At 60.6% G+C, this 18022-nt stretch carries 19 protein-coding genes; 13 read left to right on the forward strand and 6 right to left on the reverse strand.

Features of this window, described 5'->3' with window-relative positions; genetic code table 11:
- Nucleotides 1–52: 52 nt before the first annotated feature.
- The gene (racE, locus tag ABEV74_RS15145) at nucleotides 53–862 is read left to right on the forward strand and encodes a glutamate racemase (protein ID WP_062494273.1); all 810 of its coding nucleotides are present in this window, start codon (nucleotides 53–55) and stop codon (nucleotides 860–862) included.
- Between the two features lie 97 nt (nucleotides 863–959).
- Here the strand turns inward: racE and ABEV74_RS15150 are convergent, their stop codons facing one another.
- On the reverse strand, nucleotides 960–1280 hold the full coding sequence (locus ABEV74_RS15150) for a hypothetical protein (RefSeq protein ID WP_430147119.1): 321 nt from the start codon (nucleotides 1278–1280) through the stop codon (nucleotides 960–962).
- A gap of 488 nt (nucleotides 1281–1768) precedes the next feature.
- Here ABEV74_RS15150 and ABEV74_RS15155 point away from each other — a divergent pair, with 488 nt between their 5' ends.
- From ABEV74_RS15155 to ABEV74_RS15170, 4 genes are all read left to right on the forward strand, one after another.
- A complete protein-coding gene (locus ABEV74_RS15155) occupies nucleotides 1769–2971 on the forward strand; it encodes a M14 family metallopeptidase (protein ID WP_430147122.1) in 1203 nt (400 codons plus the stop codon).
- An 80-nt stretch (nucleotides 2972–3051) separates the two neighbouring features.
- Nucleotides 3052–3294, forward strand: a complete 243-nt coding sequence (locus tag ABEV74_RS15160) for a hypothetical protein (RefSeq protein WP_430147125.1) — start codon at nucleotides 3052–3054, stop codon at nucleotides 3292–3294.
- A gap of 87 nt (nucleotides 3295–3381) precedes the next feature.
- Nucleotides 3382–3684 (forward strand): hypothetical protein, encoded by a 303-nt coding sequence (locus ABEV74_RS15165; protein WP_062494266.1) that lies wholly within the window; start codon nucleotides 3382–3384, stop codon nucleotides 3682–3684.
- 20 nt (nucleotides 3685–3704) lie between these two features.
- Nucleotides 3705–3932, forward strand: a complete 228-nt coding sequence (locus tag ABEV74_RS15170) for a YuzB family protein (RefSeq protein WP_062494264.1) — start codon at nucleotides 3705–3707, stop codon at nucleotides 3930–3932.
- A gap of 64 nt (nucleotides 3933–3996) precedes the next feature.
- Here ABEV74_RS15170 and ABEV74_RS15175 read toward each other — a convergent pair whose 3' ends face one another.
- Nucleotides 3997–5985, reverse strand: a complete 1989-nt coding sequence (locus tag ABEV74_RS15175; protein WP_213529121.1) for an LTA synthase family protein — start codon at nucleotides 5983–5985, stop codon at nucleotides 3997–3999.
- A 309-nt stretch (nucleotides 5986–6294) separates the two neighbouring features.
- On the opposite strand from ABEV74_RS15175, the gene ABEV74_RS15180 reads away from it, so the two are divergent.
- Nucleotides 6295–6951 (forward strand): O-methyltransferase, encoded by a 657-nt coding sequence (locus ABEV74_RS15180; RefSeq protein WP_244863486.1) that lies wholly within the window; start codon nucleotides 6295–6297, stop codon nucleotides 6949–6951.
- Between the two features lie 54 nt (nucleotides 6952–7005).
- Here the strand turns inward: ABEV74_RS15180 and ABEV74_RS15185 are convergent, their stop codons facing one another.
- Entirely contained in the window at nucleotides 7006–8229 is a 1224-nt protein-coding gene (locus ABEV74_RS15185; protein ID WP_430147153.1) for an MFS transporter, read from the reverse strand.
- Nucleotides 8230–8369: 140 nt separating this feature from the next.
- On the opposite strand from ABEV74_RS15185, the gene ABEV74_RS15190 reads away from it, so the two are divergent.
- Nucleotides 8370–8621 (forward strand): hypothetical protein, encoded by a 252-nt coding sequence (locus ABEV74_RS15190; protein ID WP_430147128.1) that lies wholly within the window; start codon nucleotides 8370–8372, stop codon nucleotides 8619–8621.
- 53 nt (nucleotides 8622–8674) lie between these two features.
- Here the strand turns inward: ABEV74_RS15190 and tatC are convergent, their stop codons facing one another.
- From tatC to ABEV74_RS15205, 3 genes are read right to left on the reverse strand one after another with little or no spacing between them, the layout of a single operon-like run.
- Nucleotides 8675–9394: a twin-arginine translocase subunit TatC gene (gene tatC, locus ABEV74_RS15195; protein ID WP_430147131.1), complete on the reverse strand. Its 720-nt coding sequence runs from the start codon at nucleotides 9392–9394 to the stop codon at nucleotides 8675–8677.
- A 1-nt stretch (nucleotide 9395) separates the two neighbouring features.
- Nucleotides 9396–9626, reverse strand: coding sequence for a twin-arginine translocase TatA/TatE family subunit (tatA, locus tag ABEV74_RS15200; RefSeq protein ID WP_430147134.1), 231 nt, complete (start codon nucleotides 9624–9626; stop codon nucleotides 9396–9398).
- A 22-nt stretch (nucleotides 9627–9648) separates the two neighbouring features.
- Entirely contained in the window at nucleotides 9649–11325 is a 1677-nt protein-coding gene (locus ABEV74_RS15205) for a PhoX family protein (RefSeq protein ID WP_430147136.1), read from the reverse strand.
- A 213-nt stretch (nucleotides 11326–11538) separates the two neighbouring features.
- Between ABEV74_RS15205 and hemE the strand changes: the two genes are divergently transcribed.
- From hemE to ABEV74_RS15235, 6 genes are all read left to right on the forward strand, one after another.
- The gene (gene hemE, locus ABEV74_RS15210) at nucleotides 11539–12606 is read left to right on the forward strand and encodes a uroporphyrinogen decarboxylase (RefSeq protein WP_213529539.1); all 1068 of its coding nucleotides are present in this window, start codon (nucleotides 11539–11541) and stop codon (nucleotides 12604–12606) included.
- Nucleotides 12599–13534 (forward strand): ferrochelatase, encoded by a 936-nt coding sequence (hemH, locus tag ABEV74_RS15215; protein WP_430147139.1) that lies wholly within the window; start codon nucleotides 12599–12601, stop codon nucleotides 13532–13534. The genes hemE and hemH overlap by 8 nt, the downstream gene beginning before the upstream one ends.
- A 1-nt stretch (nucleotide 13535) precedes the next feature.
- Complete coding sequence (gene hemG, locus ABEV74_RS15220) at nucleotides 13536–14969, forward strand: protoporphyrinogen oxidase (RefSeq protein WP_062494246.1); 1434 nt, start codon at nucleotides 13536–13538, stop codon at nucleotides 14967–14969.
- A gap of 159 nt (nucleotides 14970–15128) precedes the next feature.
- Nucleotides 15129–16616 carry a CapA family protein gene (locus ABEV74_RS15225; protein ID WP_430147142.1) on the forward strand — a complete coding sequence of 496 codons (1488 nt, stop codon included), beginning with the start codon at nucleotides 15129–15131 and terminating at the stop codon, nucleotides 16614–16616.
- Between the two features lie 19 nt (nucleotides 16617–16635).
- A complete protein-coding gene (locus ABEV74_RS15230; protein ID WP_213529534.1) occupies nucleotides 16636–17364 on the forward strand; it encodes a glycerophosphodiester phosphodiesterase in 729 nt (242 codons plus the stop codon).
- 130 nt (nucleotides 17365–17494) lie between these two features.
- The coding region (locus tag ABEV74_RS15235; protein ID WP_430147156.1) for a DUF92 domain-containing protein at nucleotides 17495–18022 on the forward strand (528 nt) is incomplete at its 3' end.

Consider the following 18022-nt stretch of genomic DNA (forward strand, 5'->3'; position numbering starts at 1 on the left):
ACATTCATATGCTATTCTGTTCTTTTATCTCGTTCAAGAAAGCGGTGTGTAAGTGGAACAACCGATAGCTATTCTGGATTCCGGCGTAGGCGGTCTGACTGTGGTCAAAGAAGTAATGCGTCAGCTGCCGCGGGAAAAAATCATCTATTTCGGTGACACGGCCCGCACGCCGTACGGTCCGCGATCTCCAGAGGAAGTCAGACGTTTTACAAGGCAAATCGTCGATTACTTGATTCAGTTCAATCCGAAAATGATCGTGATCGCCTGCAATACGGCGACAGCGGTGGCGCTTGAGGATATCCGCGCCCGCGTTTCGATTCCGGTCGCAGGCGTCATCAACCCCGGCGCGCGAGCCGCGGTCGGCAAGACCAAAACCGGTTTCGTCGGCGTAATCGGAACGGAAGGGACGATTCGCAGCGGCGCGTATGAGGTGGCGCTCAGGGTGCTTTCGCCCCACATCCAGGTGTACAGCCAGGCTTGCCCGACCTTTGTTCCGCTCGTCGAAAGAGGAAATTTCCGCTCGCCGGAAACGTATGAAACGATCCAACGCACGATCGGCCATTTGCGCGAGCTGCCGATCGATTGCCTGATTCTCGGCTGCACGCACTATCCGTTTCTGTCCGATACGATATCGGAAGTGATGGGGCCGCAGGTCGAGCTGATCAGCTCGGCCGATGAAACGGCCCGAGAGATCAGCACCATTCTGCATGACAAGGGCAAGCTGGCTTACGGCGAAGAGATTCCGGTGCATCAATTTTTTTGCAGCGGCGATCCGCGCATGTTCAAAGAGATCGCCCAGCAATGGCTTGGGAAAGAAATTCGGCTGACGCCTGTCGTATGGAAAGTGTCGAAAATCGGCTAAACGCAAAGCCGCAAAAAAGCCGCTCCCGGGGTTCGGGCGCGGCTTTTTTTGCTTTCTATTTGCCTCTCTAACCGTCTGCGCCATCCGCTCGGGTCCTTCAGCCGCCCGCCATCCGTGTAATCGTCTCCGGTCTGCCGGTCGCCCCGCTTTCCGTCAATCGTCTCCGTCCCGTCGGTGCGCCCCGCTTTCCGTTAATCGTCTTCGGTCTGTCGGCCGCCCCGCCTTCCGTCAATCGTCTCCGTCCCGTCGGCCGCCTCGCCATCCGTCCAATCGTCTCCGTCCCGTCGGTGCGCCGCCATCCGTCCAATCGTCTCCGGTCTGTCGGCCGCCTCGCCATCCGTTCAATCTTCTCCGGCTCGTCGGTGCGCCGCCTTCCGTTCAATCGTCTCCGTCCCGTCGGCCGCCCCGTTTTCAGCATCCCCGTCTCCCGGCAGATTGCTTTGGCGAAAATCCTGCGAAAGTGCAGGAATTTTGGTCCGAATAGATGACTAGGGTGCAAAATCTTGCGAAAATACATCATTTTATGGAAATTTTCGCTTGTCTGGCTTGAACCGATCAAAAAAACTGTATTATCGCAGGAATTTTCACGTTTTGGCCGTTTTCCGTCCGAAAAAGCTGCACTTTTGCAACTTTGTTCCTTCGGGAGTCGCGGCGGGGGCCGATGCGCAGGCGTTGGGCGGGGGACGATGTGCACGGGCGTTCGGCGGGGCCGATGCGCGCAGGCGTTCGGCGGCGGTCCTGCCGCGATTGGTGTCACACCGAGGTGGCCGCCATGCCGTCATGCCATTATGCCGTCATGCTGCTTCCGTCATGCGCCGCCCCTAAGGGGAATACGATGGTAGCAGCGGGCACGCGCCGCTGCCGCCGTTTCGGTTGCGGCGGTGCTGCCGCAAAAGGAGGATGCTCATGCTCACCTATGCTGTTCGCCCGGGCGACACCTACTTGCGCATCGCCCGCAAGTTCGGCGTCAATCCGTATGCGCTGTACGCGGCCAATCCGGCGATCGCGCCCGGCGAATATGCGCAGCCGGGGGACTTGCTGCGTATCCCGGCCCGCCCGGCGCGCCTTCGCGTGCTGCAACCGGGCGATACGCCGGACAGCCTGAGCGGCCGGTACGGCATTCCCGCCGACGCTTGGATCGGCTGCAATCCCGCTTTGGCCGCCGGTGGCTGGCATCCCGGAGCCGTTGCCGTCGTTCCGCCGGCCGGGACGCCCGGCATCGTGGACGCGACGGCCGAATACGGCTACCGGGATATGATGGCCGATTGCGCGGCGCTGAAGAAACGTTATCCGTCGTGGCTGGAGCTCACGGTTATCGGCACGAGCGTGCTGGGCAAGCCGTTGCCGGCCATGCGCATCGGCGGCGGTCCGCGCCGGCTGCATGTCAACGCTTCGTTTCACGCCAACGAATGGATTACATCGGCTCTGCTGATGCGTTTCGCGGAACAGCTTGCCGCCGCATGCGCCTCCGGCGGGGAAATTGCGGGCGAGCCCGCCCGGGAATTGTGCGGCCGGACAACGCTGTGGCTCGTGCCGATGGTCAATCCCGACGGCGTCGAACTCGTTCAGGAGGGCGTACGGCCGGACCATCCGTTCTATCGGGAGCTTCTCCGCTGGAACCGGGGGTCGCGCCGTTTCGACCGCTGGAAGGCGAACGCCCGCGGCGTCGATCTGAACGACCAGTTTCCCGCTCATTGGGAAGCGGAATGCGAGCGACGGGATACGGACGGGCCGGGACCGCGCGATTATCCCGGACCGTCGCCGCTCAGCGAACCGGAAGCGGCAGCGATGGCGGCATTCGCGGAGGCGCATCGGTTCGACGCGGTCGTGGCGCTTCATACGCAAGGACAGGAAATTTACTGGAACTACCGCGATTACGAGCCGCCCGAATCCGAGCGGCTGGCGCAGCGTCTCGGCAGGGCTTGCGGCTACAGGCCGGTTAAGCTGTCGGGCAGCGACGCGGGCTTCAAGGACTGGTTCATCCAGCGGTTTCGCAGGCCGGGATTTACGGTCGAGGTGGGACTCGGCGTCAATCCGCTGCCGCTTGAGCGTTTTCCCGAATATTACGAAGAGGTGGAGCGGCTGCTGGCGGAAGCGATGAAACCGTAGTCCGGAAATGAAGCGGCGGCGAGGGGGAGGCTTAGGCGGAAGCGGCTTGTGGTATACTGAAGATAAAGGGGGCGTCGCCTATGCGGAAACTGTTGTCGCTTCGCCATTGGAAGCATGTGTTCGTACGCGTCTTCCGGCTGCTCACATCGAAAGACGTATCGGCGGCCGACAAGCTGCTGTTTGCGATTCCGGTGCTGCTTTACTGGGTGCTGCCTGACGCCATGCCGCTTTTGCCGTTCGACGATATCGCGGTCACGATGGCGGCGGCGGAGTTTTTCACGCGTTATATGGAACGAAAATACGGCTCCGGATCGCGAGGTTGATCTGGGGCCGTACTTTCAATACAATAGGGAGGACAGGCCGCTCTCGCGGGCGGCAAGGCGGAAGCTGACAAAGGAGCTGGGAAACCGATGAACTGCAAAATAACACGCAATGCCGCGAAAGTGCTGCGCGCCGAATTGGACAAGCCCGAACACGAGGGCAAGAAGCTTCGCGTTTATATCACTCATGCCCACGGCGATCATGCCCATTACGGCTTGGCGATTGACGATGCCGGCGAGAACGACGAAGTCGTCGCAACGGACAAGGACATCGACGTCATTATGGAGAAGGGCGTCGATCTGCTCGACGGCGTCAAGATCGACTATTTGTATTTTCCGCAGGAAGGGTTCGTCATTACGAATCCGTCCAAGGGCAACCACGGCGATCATTGAGGGACGGGAAAACGCAGACGATGGCCAACGATATCCGGATATGCGACAAATGCCGGCATATTCGCATCAAAACCGTGCTTCCCAGGCTGCGGCAGCTCGCGCCTGACGCCGACATCCGGGTGGGCTGCAAGTCGTATTGCGGGCCGTGCAAACGATCGGCGTTCATTTTCGTCAACGGCCGTTATTTGACGGCGTCAACCGAAGACGAGGCGCTGGAGAAAGCGGCAAAATTTATTAAACGCGCCTAACGGCAATCGAAAAGCACCTTCAGAACCGCTATCGAAGCGGGTCGAAGGTGCTTTCGCTTTGCTCTCATTCGCCCCGCGAGAGGACGGGGACAAGATTGTATTCCACCAGCCGATCCGAAGCGGCCAGCTCCCGGGCGGCCGCTTGCGCGCCCGGCTTGCAAATTGCCGGATCGGTCGTTTCACCGCTTGCCAGATCCCAGCATGCGCCGTTTTCCGGAATGCCGTCGGAAGAAGGCAAGTAATACACCTTGCCGTCGGTAAACGCGCCGCTTCGCAGCACGACCTGCTTGTCTTCGGCGACCGGCTTGGCGGTAATGAGCGGGGTGCCGACCAAATGCTGATCTTTGGTCGAGATGCCGAGCAGATGCTGGATCGTCGGCGACAGATCGATCTGGCCGCCTACATCATCGTACGTGCCGGCATGCGCCCCGTCCGGCAGGTGAACGATCAGCGGCACCTGCTTCAACATCTGCTGCCTTTCGATTTCGTTCAGCGGTTTGCCGACGAAGCTTTCGAAATAACTCCACTCGTTGATCGAATTGTCATGATCGCCGTACAGGAGCAATATCGTCTTGTCCCACAATCCTTCCTTCTTCAATCGCTCTACCAGATGGCCGACCGCCTGGTCCACATAATGGACGGATTGCAGGTAATCGCCGAATATCGTTCCGTCGTACTCCCCGACATCGAGCTTGCGGCGGTCTTTCGGCAGCGAGTACGGATGATGGCTGGTGAGCGTAATGAGAAACGCGTAAAACGGCTGTTTCTGCTTCGCCAGCAAACTGATCGACTGTTGAAAGAACGAGTCGTCTCCGAGCGACCAGCCGAGCGGCTCATCCATTGCGAAATGCTTTTTGTTGTAAAAATGATCGTACCCCAACCGGTCGTACATCACGTTGCGGTTCCAGAACCCGCCCTCGTAAGCGTGAAAGGCGCTTGCCGTATATCCGTTGTCCTTCAGCACTTTCGGCAAACATTCGAACTCGTTGTGCGCGTACTGGATAAATACCGAACCGTTGAGCACCGGGTGGGCCGAACATTGGACGGCGAAATCCGCATCCGACGTTCTGCCCTGCGCGGTCTGGTGATAGAACCGGCTGAAGTAGACGCTGTCTTCCAGCAGCCTGTTCATATTCGGCGTCACTTCCTGACCGTTGACGGAACGGCCGATGACGAAATTTTGCAGAGCTTCCACCTGGATGACGATGACGTTGCTGCCCTTGTAGGCGCCGAACAGTCCGTCAGACTCCGCCCGTGCGCGCGCCTCTCCTCTCGCTTTGAACCAATCGCCCGCTTCCGCCGTCTGTTCCGCCGGCAGCTTATTGTGGTGGAAAAGGCGGCGTTCCGCATACCGGTACGCGTCGTAACCGTGAAACCCGATAACGCCTGTCACGTTGTACAGCGACACATTCCACCAGTTTCCGGAAAACAGTCCTTTGGCCCACGTATTTTTGGCGATATTGACAGGGACGAAGACGAGCGCCATGCCGCAGGCAAACACGATGAGGCTGACGGACAGCCGCAGCGTCAGCTTGCGCCAGACGGGACGCGCCGCGTTGTGCGTGCGGGACCGCCGTGCATCCCGGTTGCCGAAGAGCGCGTACAGCATGAACGGAATGACGAACGGCCAGTCCGCATACAGCCACAGGTCGACGGGCCTGAGCAGCGCGCCGATGCTGCCTCCGAGCGAATCGAGCTGCGAAGCCTGAAACAGCACCGGCACCGAGATCAAGTCTTGAAAATACCGGTAATAAACCAGATCGGCATAAATGACGAGCGTCAGGACCAGATTCAAAATCGCCAGCGCCGCAATCCGGCCCCGGAACGGCAGAAGAATCGTCCAGAACGACACGAGCGCCAGCGACCCGAGCGCGACCAGCACGTCATCCGGCGTCATGGCCATATTTTTCACGTCGATCAAACGGTCGAACAGAATCAGCTTCAGCAGCATGGCCGCATAGAACAAAAGCAGCTCGATCCCGTACAGCCGCTCCACGATTTCGACGGTCACTCTTATTCCGCGCCGCGCCGTCTGCTGTAAAGAACTAATCATAAGCCTTAATTCCTTTCCAAAAGCTATGCCCCATTTTTGATTTTTACGAAACATTAACAAACCGTTTTCAATATATCGTACAACAAAAAAGGATTTCAAGTCTTTTGGGAGTCGTTGGGAAATTGCGGCTGCCAGCTTAAGCCCGGCCGTTCATGGCGCTTGTTTCCATTGTTGCCGTATCGGCTGGAAAAACATACAATCAAGTATAGGACAAAAAAGCGGCTTGCATTTTCAAACATGCGGAACGTCATTGTTCCGCCAGCCGCTGCACGGCCATCACGGAGCATTCGAAAGGAGCGACATGCGAAGGTGAAAGCGGAACAAGGCCCGGTTGCGCCCGAGCGCTATATCGAAGAGCTGTTCGGACAAGATGAAACGTTGGAGCGGGCACTCGCCGGGATACGGACGGAGGGCATGCCCGAAATATCGGTGGCGCCGGGATACGGCCGGCTGCTGACCTTGCTGGTGCGCCTGTCCGGTGCGCGGGAAGTGCTGGAGATCGGAGCGCTCGGCGGCTACAGCGGAATCTGTCTGGCGCGCGGGCTGCCTGAGGGCGGACGGATCACATCGCTTGAACTGCTGGAACCGTACGCGGCAGTAGCGAGGCGGCATATGACGGAAGCGGGATTCGGGGAACGCGTCGACTATATCATCGGCGATGCGAAGGAGTCGCTGGCAAGACTGGAGGCGGAAGGGCGGCGATTCGGCTTTTTCTTCATCGATGCGGACAAGGAAGGCTACCCGTTCTATCTGGACATGGCGCTCCGGCTCGCCCGCCCCGGAGCCGTCATTGCCGCCGACAACGTTTTGCTGCGCGGCCGGACGGCGGACCCGAATCGGGTCGGACCGTCGGTGGTGGCGATGCGGGAGTTCAACGAACGCATCGCGACGGACGAGCGGCTCGACGCAACGATATTGCCGGCGTATGACGGCTTGGCTTTGGCGGTGGTGAAACAGAGCGAATGATACGAAGCAAGGCCCGGGGCGGCAACTGCCCCGGGCCTTCTTTTCATGCCGCTGTCAATCCGAAGAGGTCGCGGAGCCGGTTCCGCCGCCGCGGCGCAGAAGCGACTGCCAGACCCATACCCCGTTCAAAAACAGCAGACCGGCGGACAGAAGGAAAAGCCCCTGGATGCCGATCCAGCCGGAAAGCGCCCCTCCGACGACCGGTCCTGTCATGTTGCCGAGGCTGAGCGTGCTCGTATTAAAGCTGTAGGCCCGGCTCTCCATCCCTTCCGGCGTATATTTCCGGATGAGCGTATTGACCGTCGGGATAAGTCCGCCGAGAAAGATGCCGAGCGCGAACCGGGACAGCAGCAGCTGCCATACTTCGCCGGCCAACGCCTGGGGAATGAACATGACCGCCGCTCCGATCAGGCAGACGGCGAGCAGCTTCTCCGCCCCGGCACGGTCGCTCAGCCTTCCGAGAATCGGGGAGGCGACCAGGTTGGACATGCCGGTTACCGAGCCGACGAAGCCGGACCAGAACGCCAAATTTTCGGCCGTTCCGTGCAGTTGCTGGACGAACAGCGGAATGAGCGTCATCGGGCTCATCATCGCGAACTGGATCAGGAATGTGGCCACGAACAAGCTCAGCAGCTGTGGAATGCGTTTGAGCTGCCGGAAACCTTCGATGACCGACACCTGCGGCAAAGAAGCGGCCTTCTCCTTGTCGAACGATTCTTTCACAACGAACAGGGCAAGCAGGGAAGCGCCGAACAGCATGCTTCCGGTCAAATAAAAGATCGGCCGATAGCCGATAGCGTCCGCCATCAATCCGCCGATTAACGGTCCGAGTATCGTTCCGGCAATGCCTCCGGACTGCAGCGTCCCCAGCGCGAACCCCATACGGTTGCGCGGCGTATTGGTCGAGATGAGGGCGACGGATGCCGGATTGAAGCCGGAAATGGTCCCGTTCACAAGCCGGAGAAGGAGCAGCTGCCACGGGCTGCTCGCAAAACCCATCAGCACCATCACGATCGCCATGCCGAAGCCGGAGCGCAGCAGCATCGCCTTGCGCCCGTAGCGGTCGGCGAGCTTTCCCCAGAGCGGCTGAAAAAAGAACGAAGTTATGAAATTGCTGGCGAAGATGATTCCCGCCCATGTGGCGATCTCGTGCTGGTCGGCAAGCCCCAGATCGGACTGCAAATACAGGGGCATAAACGGCAAGATCATCGTCATGCCGCCCATAACCATAAACTGCCCGACCCACATGACGGCGAGGTTGATTTTCCACTGCTCTATAACGATGCACCTCCCGAGCAGACCAAGCAGTCCGTTAACCATATGGTGCAGTGCCGTTTCTTCAAGTATAGCACATTGCTGCAGACAAATCATGGCAGCTCCCGCAAGCCGGCGAAACGATCGATGCGGGCGGGGCGTTCGTGTACTGCCATATGGATGACCGCGACGTCGAGCAAGTCATCCGCTATCCGCATTCGCTGATCGCCTCCGACAGTCTTCACTGCGAGACGGGGAAGCCGCATCCGCGTCTGTACGGCATCTTTCCCCGCCTGTTCGCGGAGTATGTGCGAAAGCGTCGGCTGCTCGGTCTGGAGGAAGCGGTGCGCAAGGAGACCTCGTTTCCGGCCGCCGGCTCGATGCTGCGGGCCGCCCGCAGCATCGAGCCGGCATGAAGCATCCCCTCCGTCCGTGATCGGGCGGAGGGGATGCTGCGGTTTGGCGCAGGCTACCGGTTTTGCGGCTCCGGCCGTTTCCGGCAGGCGAGCCTGGAGATCGTGACGCTGATTTCATACAGCATAAGCAGCGGGACGATTACGATAATATCGGACAGGATGTCGGGCGGGGTTATCGTCACCGCGACGACGACGAGAACGAAATAAGCCATTTTGCGCCCTTTCGCGAGCCGCGCCGGATTCAGAATGCCGACCTTCGTCAGAAACAGGACGGCGGCGGGCATTTCGAACAAAAATCCGAACGGCAGCGTCATGTACAGCATGAACCGGAAATATTTTTCCGCCGTATACATCGCTTCGAAGTCGGCGGCCATCTGCTCCATGAACGAGAGCACCATCGGGAACAGCACGCCGTATCCGAACGCTATGCCGGTCACGAACAGCGCGAACATGACGGGGATGAAGAGCAGCGTCTTCCGCCGGGCGCTTTCGGACAGCGCCGGCTGCACGAATTTCCACGTCTCGTAAGCGGCGACCGGAATGGTCACGGCAATGGCCGCGACGCCGGCGATCATGAAATAAACCCAGATCACATCGGACGGGCCGAGAATGACCAGCTTTCGCTCCATATCCCGCACGAGCCATTCGTAGATGTCGCGCACGTACAGAAAAGCGGCGGCCAGCGAGACGAGAAAGGCGGCAAGCGTCCGGATGAGCCGCCTTCTCATCTCGTCCAGATGAGCGATAAAGCTCATTTCCTTGCCTTTGCCCATATTACGATTTCGGCGCTGCGGCGGAAGGCTTCGCGTCCTTCGCGTCTTCTTCGCCGTCTTTGTTCCCGGCCTCCGGCTCTCCGCCGACGAGCCCCCGCGTCGCGCTCTTGAATTCGCTCAGCGTGCGGCCGAAGGCGCGGCCAAGCTCGGGAAGCTTCGAAGGTCCGAAAATGATCAGCGCGATAAGCAGAATGAGAAGAAGTCCCCCGATTCCGATATTGCCGAAGGGCATGTTGGATCAGCTCCTTTCGAACTTAACCGTTGCGTTTGAATCCGCTGATCGCCACGACAGCGCTGCGCGCTTTCGTATCGCCCTTGCGGTGCGGCCAGCGGCTCGTCGGATTGTTCAGGTCGGTCGTATTTTCGCCGGGATGCTGGATCGACAGAAACAGTGTCTGCTCGTCCGGCGTGAAGAACGGACCGGTCATTTCGCACTCTCTCGGGCCGGACGCGAATTGCAGCGCTTCTCCTTTGGCAGGTCCGGCGGTCGGAATGACGAACAGACCGTTGTTTTTGAACGACTTGTACACCCCTTTGTTCAGGCTGCCCGACGAAATGTCCGTGACGACCCACAGGCTGCCGTTCGAGTCGAAAGCCAGATTGTCCGGCGAGCTGAAGCCCGATTGCCGTCCCCCGGCGGCGAAAATTTCGAAGTCGAAGCTTTCGGCCGCGAGATTGTCGCCGTTCTCGAATATGCGCGTAATATGGCCGTGAATGTTCCCGTGGGAATCGTTGTTCGTATGGCAAATAAATACGGTGTTGTCAAACGGCGAAATTTCGATGTCCTCCGGCCGGTCGGTCGGCGTGCCGCCGACGATCAGTGCGGCTTCGTGGCAATGCGTGACGACGTCCGCCTGCGTGCGGAATTTGGCGAGCAGCTCCTCGCGCGATCCCGATACGCCGGACGGCGCTTTGAACTTGCTGTCCGCAAGCGCCTTTTTCACCGCATCGATGGTGACCGGAAGCCAGGCGCCGGATTTCAGGCTGGCGACGTAGAGTGTGCCGTCCTCCAGCAGCGCCGCGTTGGCGCGGCCCTTCGCCGCATTGTACTTCCCCTTGCTGACGAATTTGTACACGCAGGCGTCCTTCTTGTCGTCTCCCATGTAGACGACGACGCGCCCGTCTTTCGCCAGCCCCATCGCCGTATTTTCGTGATGGAAGCGGCCGAGGGCCGTATGCTTCTTCAAATATTTCCCGTCGAACGGATCGATCTCCACAACCCAGCCGTAGTGGGTCGGATTCAGCCCGGACACTTCCGCGGTTTCCTCGAAATTTTCCTCGCAGGACAGCACGGTGCCCCACAGCGTGACGCCGCCGGAGCAGTTGGCGAACGTGCCCTGCACCGTCTTCGCTTCGAGGTCGGCATCGGAACCGGCAGCGGGACCGGTCAGCTCGAAACGGGTAAAGCCGTTGATGCGGCGGGCGTATTTGGAATTCGTGTCCATTTTCCAGACTCCGTTCTCGTCCCGGTAAACTTCAATGACCGACATCCCCTGGTAATATAGATTTTGCTCGATCTGTTTTGCGGTCATTTTGCCGTCCACGACCGGACCGATGGAAAAGATGTCGGTATATTCGTGATTGTTGACGAGCAGGCCGCGCGTATTGGAGCCGTCAATCGGGAAGTAGGCGTTGTAGTCGGAACCTGCGCCGAACCGTTCGCCTTTTTTGTTAATCACATCGTCGAACGCGGCGACGACATCGTATTTGTAGTTTCGGGGCAGCAGCAGCTGGTCGCTGTCGGAGGGCTCGATCGGCTCGAAGAAGCCGCTGACCCGGTTTGTATTGTAGCCGAACAGATGATCCGCCGTTTTCGAGACGGCGGACGCCTTGCCTTCCAAAGTGCCGAGTCCGGCCGATGCGGCCGCGAGCGCCGCCGCGCCGGTGCCGAGAAACGACAAAAATTTGCGCCGGTCCATATTTTGTTCCATTCATCCCCACTCCCCTGATCCGCAATTTGGTTTCATGGACAAGCATAGTTTCCGAATGTCAACCGGGCGTCACGGCGGTTTGAATTATTTGTAAAACCGGACCGGTTTGTCATACTATTGTCATGGAAATGCACCTGCTTGTGGTTGTTACGGGCTAGTAAAACGGGCATAATGGAAACGAAGGGAAATTTGGAGAAATGGGGAACGGCTTCTATGAATGGCAACGACCGTTTCATTCGGGCATGCCGGAAGGAAAGCGTCGACCGCATACCCGTGTGGTATATGCGCCAGGCGGGACGTTACGATCCCGACTATCGCAAAATAAAAGAAAAATATTCGCTGCTCGAAATTTGCCGGCAGCCGGAGCTGGCCGCGGAAGTGACGATGATGCCTGTCCGCAAGCTCGGCGTCGATGCGGCGATTTTATATTCCGATATTATGAATCCGGTCGCTTCGATCGGCATCGACTTCGATATCGTGGCCAACGTCGGCCCGGTCATCGCCAATCCGATCCGCTCGGCTGCGGATGTGGAGCGGCTGAAGCCGATTGATGTGGAGGGAGATCTCGGCCATGTGCTGGAAACGATCCGCATTCTGGACCGCGAGCTCGACGTGCCGCTGATCACGTTCGCGGGGGCGCCGTTTACGATCGCCAGCTACCTGATCGAAGGACGGCCGTCCAAAAACTATTTGCGCACGAAAGCGCTCATGTACGAAGCGCCCGATGTATGGGGCCGCTTGATGGACAAGCTGGGCGATATGGTCATCGCCTATTTGCGGGCGCATATGGCGGCGGGGGGCAAGGCGTTCCAACTGTTCGACAGCTGGGTCGGGGCGCTCGCGCCTCATGATTTTCGCCGTTACGTGCTGCCGACGATCGAACGGATTTTCGGCGAGCTGGCGGATTTGCCGCAGCCGAAAATTTATTTCCCCGGGGTCAGCTCCGGGGAGCTTCTGCCCGAGCTGGGCGGCGTGAAGGCGGACGTTATCGGACTTGACTGGCGGGTGTCGATTACGGAAGGCCGCCGCCGTCTCGGCGGCAAGTTTGCCATACAGGGCAATCTTGATCCGATTGTGCTGACGGCTCCGATGGCGGTGATCGAAGAGCAGGCCAAAGCCATTATCGATCAGGGCATCGCCGAACCGGGCTATATTTTCAATCTGGGCCACGGGCTGTTTCCGGAAGCGTCGCTCGACAAGCTGCGCGAGCTGACCGCGTTCGTGCACGAATATTCGTCCGCTGCGCTTCGCCGGACACGAGAGGAGGTCTCCAATGTCTGACCGTAAAATCGGCGTTCTCGTCATGTCTTACGGGACGCCGGAAAGTATGGATGGAATCGCTGAATATTATACGCATATACGCAGAGGCAATCCGCCGTCGCCGGAAATGCTGGCCGAGCTGACAGCGCGCTATGAGGCCATCGTAGGCGGCGTCTTCCCGCTGCGGGCCAATACCGACCGGCAGGTGCAGGCGCTGCAGGAGACGCTCGACGCGGCGGCGCCCGGCCGTTACGTCTGCTATCAGGGGCTCAAGCATGCCCGGCCGTTCATCGAGGACGGCGTGGAAGCGATGGCGGCGGACGGCATTCGGAAGGCGGTCGGCATCGTGCTCGCGCCGCATTATTCCGTCATGAGCGTAGGCGGGTATATCAAGCGGGCGCAGGAGAAAGCCGGAGCGCTCGGCCTCGAAGCCGAGTTCGTAAAGTCGTATCATCTGCATCCGAAGCTGATCGAGGCGCTGCGGGCGCGGCTCGTATCCGGAATCGAAAAGCTTGCCGCGGCGGGCGAAGGCAAGACGAAGGTGCTGTTCAGCGCGCACAGCCTGCCCGAGAAAATCCGGGAAATGAACGATCCTTACGAGCGGCAATTGCTGGAGACGGCAACTGCGGCGGCGGAAGCGGCGGGCGTGTCCGATTGGGACTTTACGTGGCAGAGCGCCGGGCGGACGCGCGAGCCGTGGCTCGGCCCGGACATACTGGAGACGCTGCGGGACGTGAGCGAGCAAGGATACCGGAAGGTGCTGTCGGCGCCGATCGGCTTCGTTTCCGATCATCTGGAAGTGCTGTACGATATCGATATTGAAGCGAAAGCGGCGGCCCGGGAGCTTGGCATGACGCTGGAGCGGATCGAGATGCTCAATACCGACCCGCTGTACATGGAGGCGCTGGCGGAATCGGTGACAGAAGCGGATAGATGGAGAGGGGAATGACATGAGCGGAACCGGACCTGATCGAATTGTCGTAATCGGCGGAGGAATCAGCGGACTGAGTTCCGCTTTTTATTTGCTCCGCGAAGCGGAAAAGCGGGGGCAAAGCGTCGAGGTGACGCTGGTGGAGGCGGCCGGCCGGCTAGGCGGCAAAATCGAAACGCTGCACCGGGACGGCTTCGTCATCGAGAAAGGGCCGGATTCGTTCCTTGCCCGCAAAACGGCGATGATCGAGCTGGCACGCGAGCTCGGCATTGCGGACGAGCTGACGGGAACGAATCCGGCGGCCCAAAAAACGTATATTTTGCACGGCGGAGCGCTCCACCCGATCCCGAAAGGAATGGTGCTCGGCGTGCCGACGGACATCGCGTCGCTGTTGAAATCGAGCCTGCTGACGGTGGAAGGGAAGTTTCGCGCGACGCAGGATCTGCTTATTCCGGCCAAGGCCGGCGAGGAAGACGAATCGATCGGCGCATTCCTGGAGCGCCGCTTCGGCCGCGAAATGGTGGAGCGGGTGGCGGAACCGCTGCTTGCCGGCATTTATGCGGGCGATCTCGACGAGCTCAGCCTGCAGGCGACCTTCCCGCAGTTTCGGCAAGCGGAGCTGGAGCACGGCAGCCTGATCCGCGGCACCCGGCACAGCCGCCGTCAGGCGGCGGCCGCGCCGCCGCTGCCGAAGGAAGCGCAAGGCAGCGTCTTTCTGACGTTCAGGCGCGGCCTGTACACGCTGGTCGAGGCGCTGGAGAAGGCGCTCGCCGGATGCGATATCCGGCTCGGGACGAAGGTGAACGCCGTGCGCCGGCCGGACGGCCGGAGAGGGTACGAGGTGGAGCTCGGCGGCGGCGAAACGATCCGGGCGGACGGCGTCGTCGTCACGACGCCCGCCTGGGACGCGGCCAATTTGCTGGAGCCGCTTGTCGACTGCAGCGAACTGCGCGGCATTCGGTACGTCTCGGTAGCGAACGTCGTGATGGCTTTCGACAAGGCCGATGTTGACGATATTTCGTTCGATGCGACCGGCTTCGTCGCCGCCCGTACGGACGGGCGGACGATTACCGCCAGCACCTGGACATCGGCCAAATGGCCGCATACGAGTCCGGATGACAAGGTGCTGGTCCGCTGCTACGTCGGGAGTGCGGGAGACCAGCATTCTCCGATGCTTCCCGACGACCGGCTGATCCAGAACGTCCGGCGCGATATTCGCGAGACGATGGGGATAACGGCGGAACCGCTGTTCGTCGAGCTGACGCGGCTTGCCCGATCGATGCCCCAATACCCGGTCGGGCATGTCGGCAGGACCGCCCGGTTCCGCGCCCGTCTGGCGGCGGCGCTGCCCGGCGTTCAGGTGACCGGAGCGGCGTTCGACGGCGTCGGGCTTCCCGATTGCATACGCCAGGGCAAAGAAGCGGCCGCCGCGGTGCTCGACGCCCTGTCTTGACGCGCCGAACGGCCTGCGAAATTCATTCTGCAGTCCGATTGACGACTGCACTCCGAATGTCTGGTATAATGATACGGGGCGGCGGTCCGTTCGGCGGGTCGCCGCCTTCTTAAATATAGTGGGAGACAATAAGGGAAAGATGTTTCGGAGGTTCAGGCTATGGCGATTTCGGAGAATGAAGCCTCGCGGCGTCACAGGAGATTGATGCGTCGCCTCACCGTTCTCAATCTGGTCATGCTGGCCGGCATCGCGATTATCCTGTTTGCCTGGCTGACAGGCAAGGACGGGACGCGGCCGGGCGGTTTGACGGCGGGCGAAAATTCCCGGCAAGAGGAGTCGGCCGCCCCGCCGTCCAAAGGGCCGGGAACGGACGGGAGTGCCGGGCAGTCCGGTGATGGCGGCGGCGCGAACGGTAGCGCCGGGCAGTCCGGTAACGGCGGCGGCGCGAACGGTAGCGCCGGGCAATCCGGCGATGGCGGTGGTGCGGACGGTAACGCCGGGCAGTCCGGTAACGGCGGCGGCGCGAACGGTAGCGCCGGCGATGGCGGCGAAGCGGGCGGTAACGCCGGGCAATCCGGCGATGGCGGCGGCGCGAACGGTAGCGCCGGGCAGTCCGGTGATGGCGGCGGCGCGAACGGTAGCGCCGGACAATCCGGCGAGGAGGAGCGGCCGGACGATTCCGGCGCGAAGGTGCGTCTGGCGTTCGTCGGCGATTTGCTGCTCGCATCTTCCGTCGAGGAGCTGATGCGGAAGAACGGCTACGATTATCCGTATCGGGATGCGCTTCCGTATTTGACGGAGCCGGACCTTACGGCCGGCAATCTGGAAAATCCGATCACGAAACGGGGGACGCCGGCGGTAGACAAGCAGTATGTGTTCAAGGGCCGGCCCGAATCGCTCGACGCGCTCAAGGAAGCGGGGTTCGACGTCGTAAGCGTCGCCAACAATCATACGCTCGATCAGGGCGTGGTCGGCTTGCTCGATACGATCGATTATTTGGACGAAGCCGGCATTCGTCACATGGGCGGAGGACGCAACGAAGAGGAGGCGTATCGCCCCGCCGTGCTGGAGGCTCAAGGCGTCAAGGTCGCCTATCTCGGCTTCAGCCGCGTCCTGCCTGTCGTCGAATGGAAGGCGACCAAGGAGCGGGAAGGCCTCGCTGAAGCGTACGACTCGACAAGAGCGCTGGAAGCGATCCGCAAGGCGAAGGAAGACGCCGATCTCATCGTCGTCATGGTGCATTGGGGCCGGGAAAGGGTCGATCATCCCGTCGAGCATCAGAAGGTTCTGGCCAAACAGTTCATCGATGCGGGCGCCGACCTCGTCATCGGTTCCCATCCGCATGTGCTGCAAGGGTTCGAACGGTATAAGGGCAAGTGGATCGCCTACAGTCTCGGGAATTTTATTTTCAATATGACGGCGACTCTTAAAACCCGGGATACCGGCGTGTTGGACTGCGTATGTTCGAAAGCCGGAGATTGCGAGCTGAAATTTCATCCGATGCGGGCCGAGCAATCGAAGCCGAGCCCGATGGACAAAACGTCTGCGGCCAAGCTGATTGCGCATCTGAACGATATTTCGTTCGGTGTGAAGATTCATCCGGACGGTACAATAACGGCAAAAGATGACGATGGAAAACGCAGATGATACGGAGGGACAGGGGAAGATGCGGAATCCGTGTGTAGCTCACCGGGGATGGTCGGGCGCGGCGCCGGAAAACACGCTGGCCGCGATCAAGCTGGCGATGAGCATGCCGGAAGTGCAATGGATCGAAATCGACGTGCAGTTGTCGCGGGATGGCGTGCCCGTCGTCATTCACGATTATACGGTCGACCGGACGACGAACGGCAGAGGGGCTGTCGCCAATCTGACGGCCGCCGAGCTGGGGGCGCTCGATGCGGGCTCCTGGATGTCTCCGGCGTTCCGTGGCGAGCCAGTTCCGCGATTCGAACAGGTGTTGGAGCTGACGGTCGGAAGATGCCGGCTCAATGTGGAGTTGAAAACCGACGGCCGCTATCCCGGCCTGGAAGAGCGCGTTCTCGGTTTGATTCACGATTACAAGCTGGAGCACGACACGGTCATCACCTCGTTCCATACGGAAACGCTGCGCAATGTCCGCAAGCTGAGCAAAGTCGTGCGAACCGGGCTTATCCTCGACGCGTGGCGGAATTCGCTGCCTGCGGAACTGGCGGAACTGGGCGCCGATTTTCTGTCCATCGGCTATTCGCGGATCAATCCGGAACGGCTGCGCAGGCTGGCGGGCGCCGGCATCGAGACGATGGCGTGGACCGCCAACGATGTGAAAACGATACGCAAGCTGGCGGCAATGGACGAGAAGCTGATGATTTGCACCAACTATCCCGACAGATGGCGAGAAGCGATCGGCAGTCTGTGACCGGCGCGATGCCCGATGAAGCGAGCGGCAGACGACAAGTCTGCCGCTCCGCCTTTTTCTTAATCCACTACACTTGACGCTTGCGGCCGGCTGGTTCCGCGCGCAGGACAGGGAGGGAATCGTATTGGAAATGTTGACCGACTACTGGTGGCTCAATCTGCTGGCCGGATTCGCCGGCAGCGGACTGATTGCGCTGGCCGCCTATGCAAGCCGCTCGCTATCCGGCTCGGGGGCCTGGTCCGCCGCGGTGATGGGGACCGCGTTCGTCGCGCTCGGAGGACCGGTATGGTTCGGCACGCTGATCGCCTTCTTCCTTACGTCGACGCTCTGGTCGAAGTACAAGCGGCGGCACCGTTCGAAGGCGGAGGCCGAGTCGAAATATGCCAAGACGGGCCGGCGCGACGCCGGGCAGGTGTGGGCCAACGGCGGTCTCGGACTCGCGCTTTGCGCCGGCCATGCCGTATGGCCCGACCCCGGCTGGCTGCACGCGTTCGTCGGCGTCATGGCGGCCGTGACGGCCGATACGTGGGCGACGGAGCTCGGCGCGCTCAGCCGTACGCCGCCTCGCTCGATCGTCGGCGGCCGCCCGGTGGCGCCGGGCACGAGCGGCGGCGTCACCGCGCTCGGCAGCGCGGCCGCGCTGGCCGGCGCCGTCTTC

Origin of the sequence: Paenibacillus cisolokensis (genome assembly GCF_050481165.1) — a bacterium.
GTDB classification, from domain to species: Bacteria; Bacillota; Bacilli; order Paenibacillales; family Paenibacillaceae; genus Paenibacillus_AH; species Paenibacillus_AH cisolokensis.